Genomic DNA, 6,437 nt, shown 5'->3' with positions numbered 1-6,437 from the left:
GAAATTGTCTCTTATCCTATCATTTCCCGAACTGATGCGTGCTACGAATCTGCTCAAAGTATTGATTTAACTGTGTTTAGACAGTTAAACTCCTGAAGAAAAATCGGGTAAACGAATAAAACTAGGAGAAATGTGTGAGTGAATGAGTGGGATAAATATGTGGATAAAAGTGTTCTGAAACAACTTTATGTGGATAAAAAACAGGCGGAAACAAGAATTGAATAAACAATTGTGGAAACTTGAGTCAATTCAAGAATGGGGTGGATAGGGGGTTAGAGGAGTGGAGGAAAATGAACTATATTTGTATTTTGAAACAACATTATTCGAGCGTGACAAATTCAATAGAGCAAAACAGTACCATATTGGAATGATGTAAAAAGAGTGAAGCAGCAATCTGCCTCACTCTTTTTACTTGCACTCAACAGGAAATACTCATCAGTGAAGATAAAATAAGTTGCATGTTATTTATGATTTGTATCTTGAAAAAAGCAATCTATACGCATATACTATACTAAAATGAAGTATCAAGAACAATGATAGCAAAAGTGGAAATAACTTTGGCAGAGTATACGGAGAGGGAGGTGACATCTCATTACCTATAATTTTGTCAGCGCGAACCATAAGTGAACATAGTGCCCTATCCTTTATAGATAGGTAATTGAAGTACAGTATTAGAGTTTCGCGGGTTTATCAGTTGATTTGTTTGGTAGTGCTTGATTTCGAAGCACTACTGTCGCTCTTCATACGAGGAGCGTGGATTGAAATCACGCTGGGTGCACAAGTAATAAGTCAATTGAGTCGCTCTTCATACGAGGAGCGTGGATTGAAATGGGACAGTCGGTACTGGCCATTGTCAATACTAGTCGCTCTTCATACGAGGAGCCACAGGATCCTTAGAAAAGCTCTCCAAATAAGGAGGGCTTTTCTTGCGATAATAAGTGGATAAAGCATAATACGGTAAAGTATTGTTGGTGTTTGTTAAAAACCATTAAAAGAATTGCTACAGAATCTCTTTTGAAGTTTACAATTTGATTGGGTATAATCTTTTTAAATCAACCAAACATGAAAGAAAAAGGAGAATTAGCTATGAATGAGAATAAAGATATCAATATTGAGAAAAAGAATGTAACACGAAATGAACAGCCAGGGCTGGTAGGATCTACGTTTATCAAGTACTCAGCGTATATTATCATCCTACTGATTATCCTGTACTTTGTGATTACCTATATCTTACCTAGACTATAAACACTTGGACCAAGTTTATCTTGGTCTTTTCTTTTTTCTGACAACATATGGCGATTTAGGTCGTAATTATCGCAAATATTGCCGTGTTCCCTTTTTTTTATAGATATTTCTAATGGTTTACAATACACTGAAGTTAAGAAAACTGTACAAGATACAGAAATATGATAAGAGGTGTAAAAATGGAACTGAAGCTAAACCAATTAAAAGACTTGGCATCAAAAGGCATAAAGACTCCATCCTTTGATGTGGAAGGAATGATAGAAAAAACAAAGAAGGATCCAACGTGGGTGCATTTTGGTGCAGGAAACATTTTTAGAGGATTCATTGCAAATCTCCAGAACACACTATTGGAAAAAGGACTGAGCGACAAAGGTATCATAGCTGCAGAGACTTTTGACTTTGATATCATCGACAAGATCTATACACCCTATGATAATCTGACCCTCCTGGTCAGCCTTAATGCAGATGGTTCCACCAAGAACTCTGTGGTGGCAAGCATTGCAGAAGGTGTAAAAGGAAATCTGTCTGATGAAATGAGTGCTGCAAGATTAAGAGAGATTTTTGAAAATCCATCTCTTCAGATGATCAGCTTTACCATCACCGAAAAAGGATATGCACTGACCAATGCCAGCGGAGAGGTATTCCCATTTGTGGCAAAGGATTTTGAAAATGGACCAAAGAGCCCAAGCCATGCCATGAGCGTTGTGACCTCACTGCTGTATACCCGTTATCAGAAAGGTCAGTATCCACTGGCAGTGGTCAGCATGGACAACTGCAGCCATAATGGAGAAAAAGTGGAGCTCGCTGTAAAGAGAATCGCGAAAGAATGGCTGGATAGAGGCTATGTGGATGCAGGATTTGTTGCTTATGTTGCTGACGAGTCCAAGATCAGCTTCCCATGGTCCATGATAGATAAGATCACCCCTAGACCATCAGAAGAAGTGAAAAAGAATCTGGATGAACTGGGTGTAGAGAACATGGCACCCATCGTTACTTCCAAGAATACCTTTATCGCGCCTTATGTCAATGCAGAAGTGCCAGAATATCTGGTGGTTGAGGATAAGTTCCCGAACGGAAGACCAGCACTGGAAGAAGCTGGCGTGTACTTCACCGATAGGGACACCGTGAACAACACAGAAACCATGAAAGTTACGACATGTCTGAACCCACTTCATACTGCACTGGCTGTATACGGATGTGTTCTTGGATTCGACAGCATATACAAGGAAATGAACGATCCTCAGCTGAAAGCCCTGGTGGAAAAAATCGGTTATGTAGAAGGAATGCCTGTGGTTGTAGATCCAAAGATCATCAAGCCTGAGAGCTTCATTAAAGAAGTAATTGAGGAAAGACTCCCAAATCCATTTATACCAGACATGCCACAGAGAATTGCCACAGATACCAGTCAGAAGGTAGCCATCCGCTTTGGAGAAACCATCAAGTCTTATGCGAAGAGAGAGGACCTTTCTCCAAAAGATCTGACTTTCATTCCATTGGCACTGGCAGGTTGGATGAGATATCTCCTAGGCGTGAACGATAAAATGGAAGCATTTGAGCTATCCAGTGACCCAATGCTTTCAGAGCTTCAGGGAAAGCTTGCGGGTATCAAGGTTGGAGATGTAGACTCCTACAAGGGCCAGCTGAAAAATATACTATCCAATGCAGTGATTTTTGGGGTAGATCTTTACGAAGTAGGTCTTGGCGATAAGGTGGAAGGAATGTTCCTGGAACTCATCGCAGGCAAAGATGCTGTAAGAAACACCTTAGTTAAATATCTGGGATAAACATAACTCAGGGCGGTGGAGACACCGCCCTTTCATTGTGTAAAATCCTTAAGTATCAAGGAAAATAGGCACTGTTTTTTTACTGTTTTTCAAAAAATAACTGTAGGTGCTCCTTGTATTTTTTATTATAATGTAACTGTATACAGTGTGCAGACACTATTTTGGAGGCGAAAAAATGGATGATTACATGAAGGAAGTTATCAAATTAGCGGATTTGAGCCAGAACAAACCCTTGAATGAAATTGTATTTGAAGGACTGAGAAATGCCATCATCAAAGGCATCATTCCCATCGGGGAAAGAATCAATGAGTCCGTTTATGCGGAGCGCATGAACATCAGCAGGACCCCTGTAAGAGAAGCCTTAAGGAGAATCCAGGAAGAAGGATTGGTAGAGTATGTGCCTCATTACGGTGTTGTTGTAAAAAAAGTGACCATTGAGGATGCCATTGAAATCTATAAGATCAGGAAGGCGCTAGATATACTTGCAACGCAGAATGCTATGACCATCATGACAGATGAACAGTTTGACGAGATGGAAGCGCTGCTTAAAAAAACCGATGAAGCCGATGCTAGGGGAGACTATAGAAAAGTCATTGAGCTGTCCAAACAGTTCAATGATATGATCTATACTTATTGTAAGATGCCTCGGCTGGATGTTATTGCAAAGAAACTTCGGCAGTATCTCATGAGATTCCGTGATATATCTCTCACTGAAAATGACAGACGACGAAAAGCCTTAGATGAACACTGGCTGCTTTACAAGAATATGAGAAGCAAAAACTATGATGCGGTGGCGCTGATTACTGAGGAGCATCTGGATTACTCGGAGAAGTTCATCCTGAAAGAGATGAGAAGACTGGAAGAAGAGGATTCACAGAAAGGACAGGTCCATGGAAGTAAAAAGTAACTGGATGATCCTGGCAGAAGCTTGTTCAAAGCTCGCAGAAGAAGCTATCCTTACAGAGGCACTCTTGACACCCAAGCCCGGTCTTGTAGATGCCAAGGACTCCGGTGCCCACAAGGATATGGATATCTTCACCTTCGTCCGGAGTGCAGTGAGTCTCCGCGAGGGCTTCAAAGAAATGTTTCTCAGCGGAGCCACGTCTCCAGTTTCGCGGAATGGACTTCTTGCGGTCATCCGCCCCATTGGAATCCGCATGGAACAGGAAATGTTTGAAGCTACAAAAGGAATCAATACCCATAAAGGTATCATTTTCTCTATGGGGCTACTTCTGGCAGCTCTTGGCAGGCTGATGAAAGAAGAACAGATTGATGGAGATAGAATGCCTGCTTTGAATCCAAAGGATACTGAACGTATTTTCTCTGTGATCATGGGCATAACAGAAGGGCTTGTATCCAAGGATTTTGCCAATATACATCAGAAAAGAGTACTGACCAATGGAGAGAAACTCTACCTGGAGCATGGGTTTGCAGGAATCCGGGGAGAAGCAGAAAAAGGATATCCAGTACTCCGGGATGAAGTGCTGCCATATCTCAGACATCGGAAGGAGAAGTTGTCTTACGAAGAAAGCCTTTTGGAAGTGCTGTTTCTTCTGATGAGGCATGTCGAAGACTCCAATATCGTCACCCGTGGCGGTATAGAAAGCTTGCATTATGTAAGAAAAGAAGCAGAGAAGTTCTTAGCTGGTGGCGGGATGAAGCAAAAGGATGCCTATGAAAAAATACAGATAATGAATGAAACGTTTATCCGCAGAAATCTATCTCCAGGTGGAGCAGCAGATTTGCTCTCCTTGGCCATTGTCCTCGGAAAACTCGAAAAACTTATATAAATAGAACTGTTTGAATAAGGAGAGACTGTTTTTTTGGAACAGTCTTTCTTTTTTTGTGATGTCAATGATTACAAAAAAAGACACCGGAATTTTCATTCCAGTGTCTTTTTCGGGGAGCATTTGCTATTTGAATAGCGGAACTGATCCGGTGATTGCTGCAAGAGCAATGAAGATTACGAAAATTCCAAGAGCCCATTTTGCAGACTCTTTCTGCCATTCTCCCATGTCCAGACCGGTAAGGTTCAGGAGCAGATAGATGAAGGCAACCAGTGGGCTGAGCAGGTGGAATGCCTGTCCAAGAAGGGAGGCAACACCCAGTTCCAGTGCGGTGAATCCGTACTGCTTTCCAGCTTCTGCCAGTACTGGAAGAACGCCATAGTAGAAAGCATCATTGGACAGGAAGAAGGTTCCTGGTGCGGACAGTATTGCAACAATAAGACCCCAGAATCTTCCCCAGCTTGTTGGAATGACGTTTGCAAGGCTCAGAGCCAGGGCGTCAGCCATACCGGAATTGGTGAAGAGTCCCATGAAGATACCAGCACCAAGGACAAGGATTACTACCTGAGCAGCATCTCCAGCATTGTCCTGGATTCTGTTCTTCTGATCTTTCAGAGACTTGTAGTTGATCACAAGTGCCAGTGCTGTTCCAAGAAGGAACAGGAATACGGATGGGAAAGTTCCCTTGATCAGCATGAATACCAGAAGGATGGTCATGATGCCGTTTACCCAAACAAGCTTAGGTCTCTTCAGTGCGAGTTCTTCTTCATCCTTAGGAGCTGTCAGTGCTTCGATGTCAGCATCGGTAAGCTTCTGGATACCCAGTCTCTTTCTTTCTTTCAGTCCCAGGTAGTAAGCAACACCAAGCATGAAGATGACAGAAGCAATCATACCAGGAGTCAGAGCTCTCAGGATTTCCTGCTCATTCAGTCCAAGTACAGAGATTACTCTAGCAGTTGGGCCGCCCCATGGCAGCAGGTTCATGATGGTGTTCATCAAAATAACGAGCACACCAAGGTTCATCATCTTGAGTCCAAGCTTCTTGTAGATTGGAATGAAGGCAGTACAGCAGATCAGCGTTGTGGTGGTTCCATCTCCATTCAAAGATACAGTAGCAGCAACCACAGCGGTAGCAAGCAGTACTTTGACTGGATCGCCCTTAGCGATCTTGATCATTTTCTTAACGACTGGATCAAACATACCAGCGTTCAGCATGATGGCGAAGTAGAGGATAGCGAACAGCAGCATTACTGCAGTAACAGATACTTTTTTAACGCCATCTACAGTCCAATCTCCAAGAATCAGGATCTGGTCCATAATGGTTGGATTTGCGATTTCTTTCAGTTCAGTAACCTGTGGTCCATACATACCAAGCAGAGCACCGATGAGAGCAAAAACAAAAGGAACTAGAATAAGTGCAGAGAATGGGGTCAATTTTTTCTTCATGATGAGAACCATGAAGACAACGATCATAGCCCAGGACAAAAATGTTAACATAGGTTTCACTCCTTTTTTGTTTTAGAACATGTTCAGTATATTGAAAATAAACGTTTGCAACAAGTAGCCAGACACCGAAAATACACTCAAAAAACAGCGAGTTGACAGGACTTGTCAATGAAAG

Annotated in this window: 5 protein-coding genes; 4 read left to right on the top strand and 1 reads right to left on the bottom strand. The window is 42.1% G+C overall.

What is annotated here, in order from left to right; all coding sequences use genetic code 11:
* Nucleotides 1-1,086: 1,086 nt before the first annotated feature.
* The 4 genes from BM243_RS15305 (at nucleotide 1,087) to citG (ending at nucleotide 4,819) form a co-directional block, all read left to right on the top strand.
* Nucleotides 1,087-1,245, top strand: coding sequence for a hypothetical protein (locus tag BM243_RS15305; protein WP_177213528.1), 159 nt, complete (start codon nucleotides 1,087-1,089; stop codon nucleotides 1,243-1,245).
* Nucleotides 1,246-1,424: 179 nt separating this feature from the next.
* A complete protein-coding gene (locus BM243_RS13220) occupies nucleotides 1,425-3,029 on the top strand; it encodes a mannitol dehydrogenase family protein (protein WP_074912818.1) in 1,605 nt (534 codons plus the stop codon).
* 175 nt (nucleotides 3,030-3,204) lie between these two features.
* On the top strand, nucleotides 3,205-3,936 hold the full coding sequence (locus BM243_RS13215) for a GntR family transcriptional regulator (RefSeq protein WP_074912817.1): 732 nt from the start codon (nucleotides 3,205-3,207) through the stop codon (nucleotides 3,934-3,936).
* Nucleotides 3,920-4,819, top strand: a complete 900-nt coding sequence (gene citG / locus BM243_RS13210; RefSeq protein ID WP_083422811.1) for a triphosphoribosyl-dephospho-CoA synthase CitG — start codon at nucleotides 3,920-3,922, stop codon at nucleotides 4,817-4,819. The genes BM243_RS13215 and citG overlap by 17 nt, the downstream gene beginning before the upstream one ends.
* A gap of 123 nt (nucleotides 4,820-4,942) precedes the next feature.
* On the opposite strand, the gene BM243_RS13205 is transcribed toward citG, so the two are convergent.
* Nucleotides 4,943-6,313 carry a CitMHS family transporter gene (locus BM243_RS13205; RefSeq protein WP_074912816.1) on the bottom strand — a complete coding sequence of 457 codons (1,371 nt, stop codon included), beginning with the start codon at nucleotides 6,311-6,313 and terminating at the stop codon, nucleotides 4,943-4,945.
* Nucleotides 6,314-6,437 lie beyond the last annotated feature (124 nt).

It is taken from the genome of Proteiniclasticum ruminis, from assembly GCF_900115135.1.
Classification (GTDB): Bacteria; Bacillota; Clostridia; order Clostridiales; family Clostridiaceae; genus Proteiniclasticum; species Proteiniclasticum ruminis_A.
The sequence above is the reverse complement of the archived record's forward strand: the minus strand, read 5'-3'. Positions and strand labels throughout refer to the sequence as shown.